Origin of the sequence: Paenibacillus sp. MCAF9 (assembly GCF_052114265.1) — a bacterium.
Taxonomy (GTDB): domain Bacteria; phylum Bacillota; class Bacilli; order Paenibacillales; family Paenibacillaceae; genus Pristimantibacillus.
In genome coordinates this window covers 293844-311287 of record NZ_JBFREL010000005.1, presented here as the reverse complement: position 1 = coordinate 311287, position 17444 = coordinate 293844, and the positions used below count along the sequence as shown (strand labels likewise).

Annotated in this window: 16 protein-coding genes and 2 pseudogenes; 9 read left to right on the top strand and 9 right to left on the bottom strand. The window is 43.3% G+C overall.

The window, feature by feature from the left end; all coding sequences use genetic code 11:
- Nucleotides 1-7: 7 nt before the first annotated feature.
- Nucleotides 8-958 (bottom strand): nucleotidyltransferase domain-containing protein, encoded by a 951-nt coding sequence (locus tag AB4Z45_RS11670; protein WP_441909404.1) that lies wholly within the window; start codon nucleotides 956-958, stop codon nucleotides 8-10.
- 243 nt (nucleotides 959-1201) lie between these two features.
- Between AB4Z45_RS11670 and AB4Z45_RS11665 the strand changes: the two genes are divergently transcribed.
- Both AB4Z45_RS11665 and AB4Z45_RS11660 read left to right on the top strand, forming a co-directional pair.
- Nucleotides 1202-2710, top strand: a complete 1509-nt coding sequence (locus AB4Z45_RS11665; protein WP_441909402.1) for an S-layer homology domain-containing protein — start codon at nucleotides 1202-1204, stop codon at nucleotides 2708-2710.
- Nucleotides 2711-2739: 29 nt separating this feature from the next.
- The gene (locus AB4Z45_RS11660) at nucleotides 2740-3459 is read left to right on the top strand and encodes an ankyrin repeat domain-containing protein (protein ID WP_441909401.1); all 720 of its coding nucleotides are present in this window, start codon (nucleotides 2740-2742) and stop codon (nucleotides 3457-3459) included.
- Nucleotides 3460-3521: 62 nt separating this feature from the next.
- On the opposite strand, the gene AB4Z45_RS11655 is transcribed toward AB4Z45_RS11660, so the two are convergent.
- Nucleotides 3522-3968, bottom strand: a complete 447-nt coding sequence (locus AB4Z45_RS11655) for a GNAT family N-acetyltransferase (RefSeq protein ID WP_441909399.1) — start codon at nucleotides 3966-3968, stop codon at nucleotides 3522-3524.
- A gap of 24 nt (nucleotides 3969-3992) precedes the next feature.
- Nucleotides 3993-4907 (bottom strand): GNAT family N-acetyltransferase, encoded by a 915-nt coding sequence (locus tag AB4Z45_RS11650; protein WP_441909398.1) that lies wholly within the window; start codon nucleotides 4905-4907, stop codon nucleotides 3993-3995.
- Between the two features lie 371 nt (nucleotides 4908-5278).
- Between AB4Z45_RS11650 and AB4Z45_RS11645 the strand changes: the two are divergent.
- Nucleotides 5279-5623, top strand: a pseudogene (locus tag AB4Z45_RS11645) (YciI family protein); the annotation flags it as partial.
- Between the two features lie 247 nt (nucleotides 5624-5870).
- Nucleotides 5871-6527 (top strand): transmembrane-type terpene cyclase, encoded by a 657-nt coding sequence (locus AB4Z45_RS11640; RefSeq protein WP_441909396.1) that lies wholly within the window; start codon nucleotides 5871-5873, stop codon nucleotides 6525-6527.
- Nucleotides 6528-6588: 61 nt separating this feature from the next.
- Here AB4Z45_RS11640 and AB4Z45_RS11635 read toward each other — a convergent pair whose 3' ends face one another.
- Together AB4Z45_RS11635 and AB4Z45_RS11630 are read right to left on the bottom strand one after the other, a co-directional pair.
- Nucleotides 6589-7134, bottom strand: a complete 546-nt coding sequence (locus tag AB4Z45_RS11635) for an SDR family NAD(P)-dependent oxidoreductase (protein ID WP_441909395.1) — start codon at nucleotides 7132-7134, stop codon at nucleotides 6589-6591.
- A gap of 201 nt (nucleotides 7135-7335) precedes the next feature.
- Nucleotides 7336-7995, bottom strand: coding sequence for a TetR/AcrR family transcriptional regulator (locus tag AB4Z45_RS11630; protein ID WP_441909393.1), 660 nt, complete (start codon nucleotides 7993-7995; stop codon nucleotides 7336-7338).
- Nucleotides 7996-8190: 195 nt separating this feature from the next.
- On the opposite strand from AB4Z45_RS11630, the gene AB4Z45_RS11625 reads away from it, so the two are divergent.
- The 3 genes and pseudogenes from AB4Z45_RS11625 to AB4Z45_RS11615 all read left to right on the top strand — a co-directional run.
- A complete protein-coding gene (locus tag AB4Z45_RS11625; protein WP_441909392.1) occupies nucleotides 8191-9090 on the top strand; it encodes an SDR family oxidoreductase in 900 nt (299 codons plus the stop codon).
- A gap of 7 nt (nucleotides 9091-9097) precedes the next feature.
- The gene (locus AB4Z45_RS11620) at nucleotides 9098-9580 is read left to right on the top strand and encodes a hypothetical protein (protein WP_441909546.1); all 483 of its coding nucleotides are present in this window, start codon (nucleotides 9098-9100) and stop codon (nucleotides 9578-9580) included.
- Nucleotides 9504-9709: pseudogene (locus AB4Z45_RS11615) on the top strand (transposase); the annotation flags it as partial. The gene AB4Z45_RS11620 and the pseudogene AB4Z45_RS11615, both read left to right, overlap by 77 nt.
- Nucleotides 9710-9824: 115 nt before the next feature.
- Here the strand turns inward: AB4Z45_RS11615 and AB4Z45_RS11610 are convergent.
- The 4 genes from AB4Z45_RS11610 to AB4Z45_RS11595 all read right to left on the bottom strand — a co-directional run bounded on the left by AB4Z45_RS11610 (nucleotide 9825) and on the right by AB4Z45_RS11595 (nucleotide 14976).
- Nucleotides 9825-11510, bottom strand: a complete 1686-nt coding sequence (locus AB4Z45_RS11610) for a response regulator transcription factor (protein ID WP_441909391.1) — start codon at nucleotides 11508-11510, stop codon at nucleotides 9825-9827.
- A gap of 28 nt (nucleotides 11511-11538) precedes the next feature.
- On the bottom strand, nucleotides 11539-12864 hold the full coding sequence (locus tag AB4Z45_RS11605; protein WP_441909390.1) for an ABC transporter substrate-binding protein: 1326 nt from the start codon (nucleotides 12862-12864) through the stop codon (nucleotides 11539-11541).
- Nucleotides 12865-12985: 121 nt separating this feature from the next.
- Nucleotides 12986-14767 (bottom strand): sensor histidine kinase, encoded by a 1782-nt coding sequence (locus AB4Z45_RS11600; protein ID WP_441909389.1) that lies wholly within the window; start codon nucleotides 14765-14767, stop codon nucleotides 12986-12988.
- 26 nt (nucleotides 14768-14793) lie between these two features.
- A complete protein-coding gene (locus AB4Z45_RS11595) occupies nucleotides 14794-14976 on the bottom strand; it encodes a hypothetical protein (RefSeq protein ID WP_441909387.1) in 183 nt (60 codons plus the stop codon).
- A 53-nt stretch (nucleotides 14977-15029) separates the two neighbouring features.
- Between AB4Z45_RS11595 and AB4Z45_RS11590 the strand changes: the two genes are divergently transcribed.
- Both AB4Z45_RS11590 and AB4Z45_RS11585 read left to right on the top strand, forming a co-directional pair.
- Entirely contained in the window at nucleotides 15030-16424 is a 1395-nt protein-coding gene (locus tag AB4Z45_RS11590) for an ABC transporter substrate-binding protein (RefSeq protein WP_441909386.1), read from the top strand.
- Nucleotides 16425-16522: 98 nt separating this feature from the next.
- Nucleotides 16523-17437 (top strand): carbohydrate ABC transporter permease, encoded by a 915-nt coding sequence (locus AB4Z45_RS11585; protein ID WP_430054572.1) that lies wholly within the window; start codon nucleotides 16523-16525, stop codon nucleotides 17435-17437.
- Nucleotides 17438-17444 lie beyond the last annotated feature (7 nt).

The following is a 17444-nucleotide window of genomic DNA, read 5'->3' as shown; positions in this document are numbered from 1 at the left end:
AAGTTTATCACATCCCCCAGACTGGCTCATCGAATTGCTCATACAAATAGGCGGGCTCAAGCAGCATGATTCGGCTTTTCGGCGTCGCTTTTCTCTCCGATTCCAGCTTCATTAGAAGCCCTTTCTCAGCCAGCCAATCGCAAGCTGTTGCTATGGAGCCTGCATCCATATCAATAACCGTGCTGAACTTCATCACGATATCCGTCACGGTGCGAACGTCGCCTTCTTCTTTCAAGTATACAATTACTGGCTGAAACAAAACCTCAGCTCTTTCATCTAAATAATGGTTAACAAGCTCTAGAGCTGCACGAACCTTCGGTTCGGTAACCTGTTCGCATACTAGCTCCGTGTAGACCTTGGTAAAGAAATCCGGATGATGTACCAATGCCTGCTGTACCGCCTCCCGCATCGGAACTTCCGCATGGAGCAGCACTTCGATTTGCGCCAGTACATCAACCATTTTGATCAACCAGAAAGCGCTGTAAGCTGCATCTTGCTTCACATACAGCCATTTCTCCGATTTGGAAAGCAGGCTGAGCACATGACAGCCAAGACGTTGCAGTTGAAGCTGCCTGTCGCGATCGCCAACATAACGAATTTGTTCAAAATATTCCGTTATAGACTCATCCTTTGTGAACAGCAGTGTACTGCGTACAAGCATTGACTGCTGAAATGAGCCGCTGACGGAACGTTCCATCCACCTTTTAAACTCATTGCGCGTCTGAATGCTGGCGTTAATCGGAACATCATTTTCTACAAAACAAACATAACTGTTCTTTAGCTTCTGATCGTGAACGATCAGCTTGAGGTCAATGTCTGATTTCTCCCATACTTGATCATAGGACAGGCTGCCGAAGAGCACTGCTGCAATGATCTGCTCATCCTGCTTAATTTTTTCGACAAATTGACTCAGTGACTCTATAAGCAGCTTCCTTTTGTCTTCGCCGACTTTTTGCAATTCCTTGAGCCTCCCCTTTCCGAACTTTCGACTATCTTCTATTAATATATACCAGAAATAGGATGAATCTATCAATTGTAATATGTTTGTTCCATTTATTTGTTGTTCAGTCTCTGAACATAATTTCGAAAATGTTAATGTGGATTTTATATTTTATTAATAACTGGTTTCTTGGGCGTTTAACTCTATCCTTTATTATAGAAACAGGCAATAACAACCGAAACGATCTGAGGAGGATTACAAATGAGAAACTATAAGAAAAAAGCAGCAGCCCTTTTGGTTGCAGCAGCACTAGGAGCATCGACCATTCCGTATGCTGTTATGAACGTATCCGCAGCACCAGCAGTCCTTACAAAAGTTTCTGCATCCTCACCATTATCCAATAAAGATATAGAAGCAGCTGTTAATGAGCTCGTAAAGCTTGGTGTTATGCAAGGTTATCCCGACCAATCCATGGGCACTCTAAACCCCATTAATCGTGCCGAACTTGCCAAAATGATCGTAAAAACTTTCCTTCTCGAAGACACTGATCCAAATGCAGTAACCTTAACGGATGTGAGTCCGAATGCTTGGTATGAAGATTATGCTGCAACAGTTGTAGCGCTTGGCATCATGCAAGCTGAGAACGGTCAATTTGGGCCTCGAGCTGTGGTCTCAGATGAAGAGCTGATTCAAGCCGTATCCAAAGCATTAAAGCGTGATCTCAAGTCCGTGAATGCATGGGCCAGCCCGTTCAGCTCTACGAATAATAACTTAACCCGCGGCGAAGCTGCTTATTTGTTGCAAACCGCTCACAAGGCTATTCCATCGGATCAAACGAAGATTACAAACGTCCAATCGCTAAATGCCATTACCCTCATCGTGACTTTCGATAAACCGCTTACGACAACGGATGAAGAATTCACGAAAGCAAAAACAGATTTTGTATTTAACGATGGTCTTACTTTAACCAATATGCCGCGTCTAAAAACGGGTTCCATCGCAACCTATATTGTGCCTACTTCCGTTCAGCAAGCAGGCACAACCTATAATCTAGTATATAAAGGTCAAAATGCCGCTTCTTTTACTGGAAATGCAACGAAAGTAAATATGACAACAGCAAGCCAAGTAACAAATGATACGTTTGAGGTAGAAGCGCTGCAAGCAAACGGAGTAACTGACTATGGCTATATCATCTCAGCCTATAGCAGCGGTCGAGGTGCGAATGCATTCATCCTCGATGAGAACAACCAAGCAGGCGGAAAGACATTCCAAATCATTTCTTCAATGCAAGCTCGCCAAGTGACGATTACACCTGAGGGCGGTCAACCGATTATTGCGAAATATGTACCATTCACACAATCAACAGATGGCAAGCAGGAGCCTAAATTCCGCCTTCCCGAAGGGCAAGCATTGAAGCCGGGCGTGACTTATATGGTAACGTCAGATTGGGCTGCTATCGCGAACGCTTCCTTTGTAGCAAAAGAAATACCAACCTTGCAGTTAACTGGTGCTGAAGCTGCTAGTGAAACTTCGATTCTCTTGACTCTAGCACAAGACCCTGGAGATGAACTATTCTCTGGCCGCAGTGCCGAGTTAACGGCGCCAACTGGCGAGAAGATCGTTGCTTCCTATAAATATTCCAGCCGTAAAGGCGCAGTTGGCATATTTGATTTGGCGAAAGACACGAAATTAACGCCAGGAACAACGTACACAGTAAAACCGATAGGCTCGTGGGCAACCGCCCAAGATGTTACAATGTCCTTAAAATAAATTAATTTCTGAGAAAGGATGGGTGTGTGATGTTGCGATTAATTATAATCATGCTGGCTCTTGTCATTTCGGGCTGTCAGGAAAATAATGATCAGGAATTAACAAATGATGAGCAGCATGCAGCCCAATCGGTGAACAACGAAATGGACAAGTTGAATAAAGCTTTGTTAGCAGCAGCAAAACAAGGAGATCGAGCGTCAATAACTAAGCTGCTAGCCGAAGGTGCCGACATCAACGCGACCGACGATCAAGGCAGAACCTCTGCAATGATCGCCGTGCATACGAACCAGCTCGATGTGTTTAACCTCTTCGTAGAAAAAGGAGCAAATATCAATATTCAAGACAATCGCTCTGACAACCCGCTCCTTTATTCCGGCGCAGAGGGGCTGATGGACTTCGTTCAAGCATCGATAGCTGCCGGCGCAGATACTACCATCACCAATCGCTTTGGCGGTACCGCACTCATTCCAGCTGCTGATCGTGGACATGTTGAGATTGTAAGGGAGCTGCTAACCACATCCGACGTCAATATCGATCATGTGAATCAGCTTGGATGGACCGCACTTCTTGAGGCTATTATTCTCGGGGATGGCGGAGCAGATCATCAGGCGATCGTACGATTATTAATCGATCACGGCGCTAATGTAAATCTTGCGGATTCAGAAGGCGTAACCCCGCTGAAGCATGCCCAGAACCGGGGTTTTAAAAAAATGATTGAAGCCTTGCAGCAAGCTGGTGCACAGAGATAGCGGAACGATAATTTATACAAGAACAACCCACGAGGAGTGGGTTGTTCTTGTGTATATTTATTTCAACGCTTTAATATTAAGTGAAGTATCGGAAATGGTCGTCCTGAACTGTCTAGTTCAGATCGTCCTCGCTGCACAAAACCATATCGTTTGTAGAAGGTGAATGCTCCTTCGTTTTGCTCATTGACATCGACTTGGAGATTGCTGCCTTTTAATGCTTCGGCATGTTTTATTAATCGACTGCCTATACCCCTTCCGTGGTTATCGGGGTGTACGAAAAGCATCTCGATCTTTGTTCCGTTAAGCCCAATGAACCCTGTCGGTATTTTGTTTTCATTCATCTCTACCCAAATCTCTACTTCCTTTAACGCACCGTTTTGAAGCATCTGATGATAGAATGCAATATCCTCATCTGTCAAAAATGTGTGGGTATGCCGCACAGCCTGATACCAAATATCCACTAATTTATCGTGATCGTTTTCTTGATAGGGAACAATTTTGTTTATCATAACTCATCCTCCGTATTCATTCACTCATTTGTCAGAGAGTTGTTTTAACCAGGAATAACTAATACTAACCTGCGAGAATCCAAGTGATTTATATAAACCTGCATCCGATGCGACATATACATTTTCAGCACCTAAAAGCCTGCATCTCCGCATTCCTTCCGTAAGTGCAATGCTTGCCAGTCCCATACGCCGGTAATCCGGATCTACACAAACAGGTTCAATATAGGCTGCTCGACTAAGATGATCATACCAGAACCCTGCATACGCAACAAAATTCCCTTCTTCATTTTCAATTACGATATTTATAGAAGGATCATATCCAGGTGCACTCTGCATATAGCCTGACTTCCATAAATCTTTAGGATCCGGTTCGCCAGCATGATCAAAACCGCGCCATAAAACGCGCAGCCTGCGTCCATCATCTTCTTTTTTTCGAATATTTCTTATGCTAAGCCCTTCAGGCAGCTTCAAATCAGGGAGCTCGTCTACGATTGACCTGCCGGAGTAAACCTCATAGAGGGAAGCATCCCGTATATATCCTCTTTCTTCTAATAAAGCTTTCAATGTTTCATTGCTCTCATCCACATGAAACTCTATACTTTTCCGGCCATCTTCTTTTATTTCAAATAAATTCGCTTCCGCGTATTCAATCATTTCCGAATATAGGAATGTATAATTCGGGTCTACATCCAAATATACCTCGCCCAGTTCGCTCTCAAAATGAGCAACTGCTACGATCTCTCCATCATCTTCCCACAGTCCGATTTGTTCGAACACTCCAGCTTGTTTCAGCGGAAGGATATTAGGATGAAAAACGATATATTCCCACCGGGCTGGCAAAAACACATGACCAACAGACCATTTTCCAAATATATTTTTCAGAAAATCTCTAACCCTGATAAAATCATCTACTTTATAATGCCTGCTCTGTATACTCATTTGCATACATTCCTTTCATACTGCTATTCGGCTGCGCCTTTTACGATCTACAACTATTTAAGCATAGTTACTGAAAATCAGAAATACTAGGGATAAAATAGATATAAACAAATAATCCTGCGCTTTAGATAGCAAATCCCTTTCAATCCTTGACACAATCCATGAAATCGATGACCTGAAGGCGATGATTAAAGAGGCTGGCGGATCAGCATATGTTTGGGGACTGTCATCTGGAGCAGTTCTCGCCCTACAGGCCGCTTCGAATGGAGCTAATATCACGAAACTGGCTTGCATGAGCCCCCATTTGTTGTCGATGAGCAGATCGCAAAACTCCGAAAGACTTTGCACAGATGTAGATGAGATGTCGATCTAACGAGGAGTTGGTAAAAGCCGGTGTCTTGCTTGCTGCTGATGGACTGCTGCCAAGCTCCAGCGGCATTCGGATTTCCTATCCGGAACCCGGCGGCAAGCCGAAGGTGATAGACGGGCCGTTTACGGAAGCCAAAGAATTAATTGCCGGTTACACGTTGATTGAGGTCAAATCTAGAGAGGAAGCCGTTGAATGGGCGCTTCGTTTCCCGGATCCCCATGGATTTGGCCAAGGCGTAATTGAGCTCCGACAAGTATTCGAGGCAGAAGACTTAATGAACAATCCCGAAACCCTTGCAAAGGAAATGGAGCTTCGTATACAAGTTGTCGAGCAGAAGAAAGCGTGAGTGCATCCTCTCTTCACCATGCTATTGATTTGTTAAAAACACTAAGTTTTGAGAAAGGAGATCCTTGTCGATCTCCTTTCTCATTTTCCAACTAACAATAGTCTAGCTTTCTTTTGACTCAGCATAACAATTTTTATCCTTTTTTCGTTCAAGGGTCTACAGGACATACTAATTTCATATAGTTAGACAAGCTAGATGCCTGTACTAGTTGGGCGAATCATATTAGAAAGGATGCGATTGTCGTTATATGGAGCATCTGTTGCCTTTAAAAGTAGAGTTTCTTCTCATGTTTGGGGTAGCACTATTTTGGACGATCGTCTATATTCTCGTTATTTACAAAGGGTTTAAGGATCAAGCCTGTGGAATGCCGCTCGCCTGCATATGTGCAAATATTACTTGGGAATTTCTATTTACCTTTATTATGCCGTTTCACCCGCTTCAGCAAATCGGGACCTTAGTGTGGTTCCTGCTTGACTGCATTATTCTGCTTCAATTCCTCTACTATTCCAAAGGCACCTATCCTAAACGCGTTATTCACGCTTCTGTTTTCGCGCTGCTTGTGATCGCATTTCTGCTGCATTATGGTATGGCGGTTGAATTCCATGATAAGATGGGCATTTATTCGGCCTTTGGCATCAATCTGCTCATGTCGATTCTCTTCATCCGAATGCTGATGATCAAAGATTTGAAGGGACAATCCCTGTCTATCGCTTATTTCAAAATGATAGGTACCTTATTCGCCTCGATCCTCTGCTTCTCGCTCTTTCCGCAATCTCTATTATTGTTTATCATGTATGTTTTGGTCCTTGTACTGGACATTGTTTATATCCTACTTGTTTATAGGCTTTCAATTAAAACCGTTCACAAACATACGATCAATAAAACACCGCATATCAATGCCTAATGCCTGCTAGCGAAAGCTTAGAAAGCGTAAACTTTCGCTAGCGGATTTCTATACCGGCTGCTTATTCTGCTGTGTAACCACCATCTACCATCAGGCTAGTTCCCGTAATAAAAGAGGCATCATCGCTAGCTAGAAATAGAACGGCTTTCGCCACCTCTTCTGGTTTGCCTGCAAGGCTATGGATGGAACCGCAGTTAACAATCGCACCGCCATCTCCTTGCAATAGCATTTGCTTGATTGCATATTTGTTGCAAAGAAAAACACCTGATAAGTTAATATCGAGCGTATGCTTCCAATCCTCAAAGCTTAACTGATCTGCAGGCGCATCCTTTGCTATTCCAGCGTTAGCGTACATTATATTAAGCTTGCCATATCGCTTAACGGTCTGCTCTACCATCTGAATAACTTCATTTTCTTGGGTTACATCTGTTTTTATAAAATAGGTATCCAGTCCACTTTCATTGCATTGATTCGAAAATAATAACCCTTGCTCAGAGCAATCTGCTATAACTACCTTTGCGCCCTCTTCCGCAAATAATCGTGCTGTCACTGCTCCGATACCGCTTGCTCCCCCTGTAACGATTACCACTTTTTGCTCAAATCTCATCCCCATCATTCTCCCTTTTCGTTCATTTATCGTTTCAAACTCTTCGTTCTCACATACCGATAAAACCCGTTAAACAGCTCCCGCATTTATTCTCTTTAAGCATCACCACCCTCTTAAGCTAACAAGAGATTTCTATATATTAATATTTTTAAAACTAACTAGTTATTTATAAATAATTTAAAAGAAATCCGCCTTATCAAACTAAAGGCGGCTCGGCTCCATAACTCCATATATGACTAACTTTTTAACCTGTTCTCTAAAAGCATCCTGTGACATTGTCCACGTCATCTCATCTCTTTTATCTTTAAGCCTTTCGAAGGTTTGCAAGAACGGAATAACCGCATTCATCATTAAGATTGGAACCATAATCGGCTCCAAATCCTGCCGGATGATACCGTTGTTCTTAGCAGCTAGCGCAATCTCATAAAATGGAGAAACATCATCGGGAGGATTGGATATACTGCCCCATGTTTTCCATCCCTCTGCTGCCTCCCAAGCATATATTTTTAAGTACCGGGGATTGTCAGAAAGAATTTGAAATGAAATATCTATCACCTTTTCAAGTAACTGCTTAAACTTCACAGCATCAGACGTAGCCGTCTCGTCCAACATCAAATTTCCTGCTAAATCCTCCAGCATTTTAATCCCCGATTGTTCCGCTCGTTTCACTACTTCCGTATAAAGCCCAAGCTTATCGTGAAAATACTGATAAATAAGACTTTTATTATATCCAGCTGCGCTTGCAATCGCGTCAATTCGCGCTGCGGAATAACCTTGCTCGGCAAATAATTGCTCGGCTGCATCAAGAATAATCTCTTTGCTTCGTGCAGCATCATAAGTCCTTTTCTTCTGAACAGCCATCTTAATAAACTCCATTCATTTCAAAAGTAACCAACTGGTTAGATTATAAAAACAATCCATTTTAAAGTCAAGCATAATCACTTTGCCGCCTTATAGCCAGAGACAATCCCCTCCATTATGCAAGCTAACTAAGAGTTGCATTTTTGCGATTGGGTGAATACCCTATTGCAATGAACGCAAATGGAGGATACCCTGATGATTCCGTTTTATCCCTATTATGGCTACGAAACAAAGTGCAAACAGGAGCCCCTAACCTTTCCGCCCCAGCATCAAGACAGACAGCCTGGCCTTGAATACAAAATGAACCCGCTACCGATTTCCGACAACCCCGCATATAAAGGAAGTGGAAAGCTGTCCGGCAAAGTAGCGATCATTACTGGAGGAGACAGCGGAATTGGCCGAGCTGTTGCCATTGGCTTCGCCAAAGAGGGTGCTGATGTCGTTATCGTTTATTTGTACGAACGTCAAGACGCGCTTGCAACTCAGCAAATGGTAGCGCAATACGGTGGTCGCTGCCTGCTTATTGAAGGTGATCTTCGCAGGCCAGAGCTCTCCACAGAAATCGTCAGAATAACACTCGAGCATTATGGAAAAATCAATTGCTTGGTGCTTAACCAAGGAGTCCAGTTTCCTCAGACGAGTATTTTGGATATATCGAATGAGCAGCTGGAAGATACTTATCGGACCAATATTTTTCCTCACTTCTATTTGACGAAAGCCGCGCTTCCATATCTTCATCCAGGAAGCACCATCATCAGCACAGCTTCCGTAACGGCTTACGCAGGTGCCCCGCTTCTGGTCGATTATTCATCAACGAAAGGGGCAGTCGTATCTTTTACCCGTTCGTTATCGCTGCAGCTCGTTAATTGCGGGATACGCGTTAATGCTGTTGCACCGGGTCCGATATGGACACCTCTGACCGTCTCCAGCTATCCAGCTGAATATGTGCAAACATTTGGCGCCAATACGCCAATGAAACGCGCTGGGCAGCCATTCGAGCTCGCTCCAACCTATATTTATTTAGCTTCAGACGATTCATCATTCGTTACAGGGCAGGTATTGCATGTCAATGGCGGAATCATGACAGAGACTTAAGCCTTCGTTGCCTGCTTGCCTTTCCGCAAAACAAGGGGCTGACTCAAAAGTCATTTTGCGATTTTTTGAGCACTACTTAGAACTTATTTTCATCGAGAAAAAGGACCTCAAGCTCCACTATACAGCGGAATTTGAAGTCCTTTCATTTGAAAACGGGGATGTTTCCCTGATGCAAAGACTTTTGCGGCAGCGCCTGCAGCATCTTCATCTAAGTGCAGAAATGCACTTATTTAACCAAATTTTCTTCAAATCTGCTCAATTAGAGGTATTAGTACACCTATTTGCAACATTCCAATCTTGTTTGTTAAAAACAGGTGCACTTTTACACTTATTTACTCTCCACTATCGGTTCGTGCACATTACAATCATACGACGAGCATCGCTGATGCTGGATATGGTCAGTCTGAGTTATTATGCGCTACAAGCAGCAACCAAGGGAAAAACTGAGCTGCGAGGAAGGATATTCGCTGTCGGTAAGACGAATGATTGAACCCGAAAGTATTTTAGGGCAGATAAAGAATAACCAAGGATTCCGGCGTTTCTGCTTCGCAGCTTACCTAAGGTAAGTCTGGAGGTCGGGTGGCTTTCGCTTGCCCATAATCCTATGAAGCAAGCATAGACCAGAATAAAAAAATTGCAGTACAGGAATAGCTCTCCTGTACTGCTACCAATACTCCCGTTCAAAGCGAGCTATTCCTCATCGAGCTGATGCTTATGGGACAACCCCTTAGCATTTATGAATGCTTTAAATAATAGGAAGCTGTCATGGGACGTTTCTCACATTTCTTGCGATAGGTTACTGGACTAAGTCCTGTCACCTTCTTAAAAATTCGGCTGAAATGCTCAGGATTAACATACCCTACACTTTCCGCTACATCGTAAATTTTCAACCCGTTCTCTAGACCTTCTTTCGCTTTTTCAATTCTTAGATTGGTCAAATAGTTGATAAAATTAATACCGATTTCTTTCGCAAATTGTTTGCTAAGATAACTGTCACTGACCCCGACCATGGCGCAAATCGTAGACAAATGCAAATCTTCATTAAAATGATTATCTAATATCGCTTTGGCTTTCGCTACAACAGGGCTCAGCCAAGCAGCAGCTTTGTCGAGCTTAGGATGCAGCTTATCATGCAAGGCATCAAGAAATAATTGCAGCCATTCCATGGTCTCATCCCATGTCTCTATACTCCGGACATGCTCAACCGGTTGAGGAAATCTTTCATGCAGCTTATCCCACGACATTCCTCGTTCATGCATCAGCGTACCCGTTTCCCAGATCAAATCGCTGAGTGCTTTTTTGATAGGCTCAGGCGAGGATGGAAAGTATTCAATCAGCAGCTTGAATCCGTGCTGAATGGACTGTTTCCATCGCATAGGGTCGGTATCTTTTAGCGCTTGCAGCAGCTCGAGCTTAAATGGCGCCCATGCGTCTTTCCAATTGTCCTTCTCTGCACCTATTGATCGTTCGGCTTCTGGATAGATCAAGTGGTCATATCCTTGATAGTAACTAAGAAGGGAAAGCCGTTCAGCTTGACGGAACAAACGATTCCACTGCATGACTCCATTGGCGGAGTCACTGATACCAATCGATAAATGGAGATTCAAAAACTGCCGCAGCCTTATTTTCACATCCGTTAAGACGGCTTGGGTCAAACTTCGAATAGCCATCGCACTGCATTGCTCAGGGAAGGTGAAATACAGGATATAGTTTCGTTCATCATGACGACAAACGCGGCATATTCCTTCATTTCTATCCGTGTTCGTTACGGTTCTAATGGTTTGCATAATGATTTGCTTCGTATGCTCGAAGTGAACCACTTGAGATAATCTAATGAAGGCTACCTTCTGATTTTTCTCGCCCAACTGTTTCCGAACGATATTCAATCCTAATTTCAATTGTTCATCGAGTTCGCAATCGGATGTGCTCAATCCATCTGACACCGACAGCTGGTGAAGCATGGAACAAACCATTTCGTCTTCATCTAGAACAGACAATTCAGGTTCCGCAGCCTTGCTCCTCTTGCGCCTATTCAATTCCTCCACTGTCTTATTCAGCACTGGCGCAATATAATGTTCATCCAATTTCGCCTTTAGCATATAGTCAAACGCCCCAAGCACAAATGAGTCTCTTACATAGCCATAGTCGCCATATGCACTAAGCATAATAATAAGCGGCGGGCGTTCGAACGACACATCCCTAAGTGCTGCAAGAAGCTCCACACCATTCATCCGCGGCATCTTTATATCTGCAAAGATGATGTCGATATCCTGACGATCCTTTAAAAGATGCAATGCTTCTTCTCCGTCGCCAGCCTCTCCCGCAATTTCAATATCAGTTGAAGTTAAAGCGATATATTCCCGAAGCGCTAATCTGGCTAAAGGCTCGTCATCCACGATAAAGGCTTGGTATTTCGGCATCTTACTCCCCCTCATACATCGATAGGCTTTAATTATGCTGAACATATTGCACTGCTTTGCTCCAGTTTTCATTCATCTTGTTCTGAATGCCTGCTACTGACTCCCCTGCAAAAATTTCTTGCGCCAGCTTTTTCTCATCATACTGCGCTGCGTTTTTCACTTGTACAAATTTCTCATCTAACGCGGAATACATAAAAGGCACAAATGGATGCTCTTTATTCTCCTCATTAAAAAAGGGAAGTATGGACTGAACATCCGTTAACGTCGATGAGCTTTGTGAGTTGTTTATAAAAGCCTGATAAACCTCGGGGCTGAATACCCATTCCAGAAATTGTATCGCTTCTTCTTTGTTTTTGGAGTTTTTGTTAATCGCCATATACTGGTCCGGCATCGTTACAGAAAGCAGCGATTCTTTGGTCGTTTCCCTCCACGGCAGCGCAAATGCACCTATATCCTCATCATTGCTCACTTTTGCCACATGATCCGAGTAATACCATTGACCGAGTGCAATCATTGCCGCTTCTTTGGACTGAAACAATTGTTTCGCCTGATCAAAGCCAATTTCGAGCGCGTTGGGGCCAGCTAATTTATTTTCCGCGATCGTCTTGAGCATATCGGCTGCTTTGCCAAAGGCTGAGCCTTCTCCGAATGGCTTCAATTCGTTTGAAATATTGGCTAAATAGTTCTCGTCCTTCGCAAAGATTGGCGGTCCAAATTCAATAAATGGATAGAAGGTCCAATCATCTTTGCCCCCGATAGCAATCGGAATATATTTGCCGTGCAATTTAATTTGATTCAGCACATCCATAAATTGTCCTAAGGTTTGCGGAACGCTAACGCCCACCTCTTCAAAAATACTTGGTCGATAATACACATACTCAGAGAAGGATATGAGCGGCAAGCCAAGTGTTTCCCCCTCTATTTCAGCTGGGTACTTATTTCTGCTCGTTGCTTGCAATTGATTAAGAGACAGCAATGAATTTTTATAAATAGGCAAATGACCCGGTTTCAAATAAAATAGGTCAGGCAAATCATTTGCCGTCAGACGCACCTTTAAATATTGGCCGCTATTATCTGGAATCGTCTCTACCTCCACGGTTACATTTGGTTTGAGAGCCGAATATTCCTTCACCTTCTCCGTCCAAAATTCGATATCGGTCTTCGATTCCCATATTCCAAATTTCATTTTTATCGGCTGATTTTGATTGGAGGTTTGTTTCTGTGGTGCATTAACAACCAAAGAATAAATCGTATCATTGGTATCAGCCTTAAACATACCGATCCATCCTGCAAGCAAGCCTATCGATATCAAAGTAACGACTAAGACTGAGGCAATATTTTTGTTAAATTTCATTTCCACTTCTCCCAGCAAAACTTGAAGCCACAAAAGAATGATTGCGCTTTCAAGTATATGGCATTTATTATACAGCGTTTATGGTTAGAAAAGATGACATTTTTAGCTCAAACATGATCATTTATGCTGAAAAATCAGCCATTTCCTCATCCGGTTCATTAATCAAAGGCAATCGAATGCTCACCTTTGTTCCTTGCGGCAAATTAGATTCGTATTGCAATCCATACTGCAAGCCGTAGTGCAGTTGTATCCGTCGATGTACATTTCGATTGCCCATTCCGCTAAACGTATAGGAGGCCGTTCTGTCTTCAAGCTGATCAATTACGTCTGATGTCATTCCCATCCCATTGTCTGCGATCGTAATGAGTAAATTTTTATCATCCCTTACGATTGTGATTGTGATGATTCCAGGGTAATCAATATCCTTCAGACCATGAATGATGCTATTTTCCAATATAGGCTGCAGCAATAGCTTTAACAAATAATGTCCTGAAACCTCAGGATCGATGCTCCATTCCATTTGGATCGGTCTGCCGAAACGAATCTCCATAATGTACAAATAATGCTTCAAATGGTCGACTTCATCCGCTATCGTAGTTAGAAGCCCGCCGCGATTAAAAGAGGAAGCCAATAACTGTGTCAACGAGTGAGTCATGTTGCGGATATTGTCCGCTTTGCTTATTAAGGCCATAAACTTAATTGCGTTTAACGTGTTGATTAGAAAATGCGGATTAATTTGCGACTGCAGCGCGGCAAATTCAGCTTTACGCTTTTCGACCTCCTGCTTCTCACGCTGGCTTATTAACTGGCGAACCTGTTCGGTCATTAGATTAAAGGAATGGCCCAGCCTCACCATCTCCAAGCTGCCTGAGCCTGTAAATCTCGCATTTAAATCCCCACCCGTTACACGAACCATTTGATGGAGCAGCACACGGATCGGCTTTGTCACATTGGAAACAAAATAGAAGGAAACGAGCACAAACGCTAAAATGATCAAAATAGCGAGAAACCACACAAACGAATTTACATTCCGGTAATTGGCGAGCAAATCTGCGAATGGAATAATTTGAACAATATACCAATCCGTATTATCTACTTTTGCATACGTTATTAATTTCTTATTGTCCTCTGAGTCATCTACGAAGGACCCTTCTACCCCCCGGCTTATTTCTTTCGACCAATTGTTTACAACCTGGCTTCCCCTATCGATAACTGTATTCGAAGCGATGATTTGACCTTTGTCGCTTACAATATGCAGAACTGATTCCGAATTATCGCGTGACTGCAAAATATGATCGAAAGTTCCGCTTTCAAATGTAAATAGGATTAATTCCATTTTGGACATCCGATTCGTCGTGCTTGGAGAGAGCGCAGCGGCCATCATGTATGGATTGTAATTCCCATAAAGAGCGTTGGGAAGCATGCCTTGAAACCGGATGACGTCAGGCTTGCTAATTGTGTCTCGGTACCAATCTTGCTCGCGTACAGCAGAGTCATCCATCATCATGTTTTTCAAATAAGAATATGATTTTCCGTTATCAAAAAAAAAGTTAACAGAGAGCACGCGGCCAGAGACCGATGCGGTGTACTTCTCGATCATTATTTTCAGCTTATTGGCAGCCTTCTGCTTCTCGATGCCGCTCAAACGATTAATATCAAATATGGTGAAAATGACATCCTGATCTACGCCAATCGAAGCAAACAGACCAGACATGCGATTGATTTCCTGACTTACCGAATATGAAAGCGCTTTCGATATTTGCAGCGAGCGCCCGGTGTTTTGTTCGAGAATATCTCGTTCGTAAATGTTCAATATGACGGAGCATATTAAAAAGACAGGTACGATAACAACCGAAATAAAAAATAGTTTTAATATGGTAGACATGCGCAAGTTTTTTTGCATATTGGCTCCTTGATTAGATGTTAGGCTTACTCCTCGTATATAACCACCTCAAGCTCATCGCTGTCAATATTCATTTTGGCAAAATCAGTTTCCTTTCTATTGATAAAGTAATGCACCCGCTCGCTGTTTGCTGCAACCGCTTCCTTATCAGCAATAACCAAATATAAATTGAGTACAAAATATGACGGATTCAGTTCAAAAATGGTCATGTACCCGGTAGCATTCCCAGCGGTATACTTACCAAAAAAAGGAGGAGTCAACAATGCAAAGAAACAAAATATTTTCGATTTTATTAACAGTAATGATGATCTTTTTAGCCGTCGGGTGCTCAAACTCGAAGAGCAACAACCCGGAGGTTACTGAGTCTCCCGCTCCTGCTGCAACAACCGAGCCCACTTCTGCTGCCGAGCCAAGTCCTGATGCTGTCGGCCTTGAAGGCAAAGTTGTCTTCTGGTCCATGTGGAGCGACACCGAGCCGCAAGCAAAAGTGATTAAAGTGGCAGTCGATGAATTTAAAGCTGCTAACCCAAAAGTTACCGTCGATCTGAAGTTTACAGGACGGGATATTAGAAAGCTGATTAAACCAGCACTCGACGGCGGTGAACAAATCGATATATTCGAGGATGATCCTTCCGTTACGATGGCGATCGTTAAGGACCATTTGCTGAAGCTGGATGAATATTTGGCTACACCATCTGTAGGCATGGAAGGAAAATCATTGCAAGATTCACTTATGCCAAGCTTAATGGATTGGACAAAATCTTTGTCAGTAACAGCAGGACTTGAAGAAGGCCACTATGCCATTCCGCAGCAGCCGTTCGCTGTACTATTTTTCTACAACAAAGAAGTGTTTGAGAAAGCAGGAATTACGACTCCGCCTAGCTCATGGGAGCAGTTTATGGAATATTGTGAGCTGATTAAAAAATCTGGCGTTGCTCCAATTACATTCGATGATGCATACCGTGATTTGTTCATCGGCGGATACCTCAGCAGCGCAATGGGCAATGAATGGGTCGACGCACTCGTCAATGACAAAACAGGCGAGATGTGGAAAGATCCAATCATCCTTCAATTCGCCAAAGATATGGTCATGATGAAAGAGAAAGGTTACTTCTCTTCTAAGCTTGCAGGCAGTAAATACCCAGCTGCACAGCAGGATCTCGTATTCGGTCAATCCGCAGCTTATCTGAACGGCACTTGGCTTCCGAATGAAGTTTCTGCCACAGCAGGTCCTGATTTCAAATGGGGCTCCTTCCAATTCCCAACTGTGCCTAACGGCAACGGAAAAGGTCAGAATGAGCTGACATTTGGCGCACAAGCTCTTATGCTGAACAAAAACAGCAGCAATAAAGAAGCTGCTATCGAATTAGTTAAATATCTGGTAAGCCAAAAAACACAAGCTGAAATGGTGAAGCAAGCTCAAGCTATTCCCGTTTCTATCGATACAGAATGGCCTGCAGCACTCGCTGAAGCAGAAACAGCAATTAACAACGCTAAGGTCAATGCGCCTTGGGGCTACGGAATCAACAACTCCGCTGACTTCTCCAAAGGTGTAATCGTACCCGTATTTATGGAGCTTGCCGCTGGTAAATTAACGGCAGACGCTTACGTCAACAAAATGAGTGCAGAAGCCAAAAAGTTTTATGGCACAAAATAACGTTAATTAAATACTTCGATCATTGTGCAGCGATCCTTCGGATTGCTGCACAATGACGTTATAACGGATTATGAATCATATCCGGGAGGGAAATTTACATGCAAATTAAAAAACCGATGATTGCCCTTTTCCTTTTGCCGGCGGTACTCATCTATCTTGCAGTCTTTCTATATCCAACGCTTAGAGCTTTGCTGATGAGTTTCTATTCCTTGCCGTCCATATCAAGCAAAATGTCAGAGTGGTCGTTTATCGGATTCGAAAATTACACAGACCTGTTCCGCAACAGCTATTTTATGGACTCTGCATGGAATGTATTGAAAATATGGCTGTTTGGCGGCATCATCACGATTTGCTCCGCCTTCCTATTTGCTGCTATTTTATCATCCGGCGTCCGCGGCAAAACGTTCTGGCGCTCGCTCGTTTATTTGCCGAATACCGTATCTGCAGTCGTGTTATCCGTTATTTGGATTCATTATATATTTAATTCAAGCTATGGCTTCTTAACGAAACTGTTCCGTTTCCTTGGACTCGATATGCTTGCCGATATTCAGTGGACGAGCGACAGTTATTTGTTCCTCTCCATGCTGCTGGCGTACTGCTTTGGTTCCATCGGCTACTTTATGCTTATCCTTAATGCCGGAATGGACCGTATTCCACGCGACTATTACGAAGCTGCCCTGCTCGAAGGGGCTAATCCATTGCACAAGTTTTTCCGAATTACGCTGCCGCTGCTTCAGGACATATTCCGTATGACGCTCGTTTTATGGACGGTAACAGCCGTGAATTTCTTTGTCTGGTCCGCTACCTTTGGCGGTGCGAGTGAAAGCGTCGCTACGATGACGCCGGGCTACTTTATGTATCTCAAAGTGTTTGGCGACGGCACTTCAGTTTATACGCAGGATGCCTTTAATGTAGGAGCAGGCGCGGCAGTAGGCGTTAGTATTACGATATCAATTCTAATCCTATCCGCCATCATCAATCAGTTCTTCCGTAAAGAACGTCTTGAATATTAAAGATGAG